The organism is Delftia sp. S65, from assembly GCF_016516495.1.
GTDB lineage: Bacteria > Pseudomonadota > Gammaproteobacteria > Burkholderiales > Burkholderiaceae_C > Comamonas > Comamonas acidovorans.
The window spans coordinates 1-225 of record NZ_JACVUR010000130.1; the positions used below are offsets into that span (position 1 = coordinate 1).

Consider the following 225-nt stretch of genomic DNA (forward strand, 5'->3'; position numbering starts at 1 on the left):
CCACGTTTGCGCCGGTCGGCACGCCCGTGATGCTGATACCCGCAGGCACCAAATCCTTGATGGTCACGCTGTTGGCGGGACCAAAGGCACTGGCCGCATTCGTTACCGTGAAGGCGTAGTTGAACGGCGTGCCCACAGCCAAGCTACCCGGGTTGGCCTTGGTGACCGTCAAAACTGGCGTACCAGGCGTCACCGGCGTGGAAGGCGTCGATGCGCAGTTCGTCG

The 225-nt window shown here is 63.1% G+C and carries 1 protein-coding gene; it reads right to left on the minus strand.

Annotation, left to right across the window (positions count from 1 at the left end; all coding sequences use genetic code 11):
* A partial coding sequence (locus IAE24_RS30530) for a hypothetical protein (protein WP_325100587.1) occupies positions 1-193 on the minus strand: 193 nt, incomplete at its 3' end.
* Positions 194-225 lie beyond the last annotated feature (32 nt).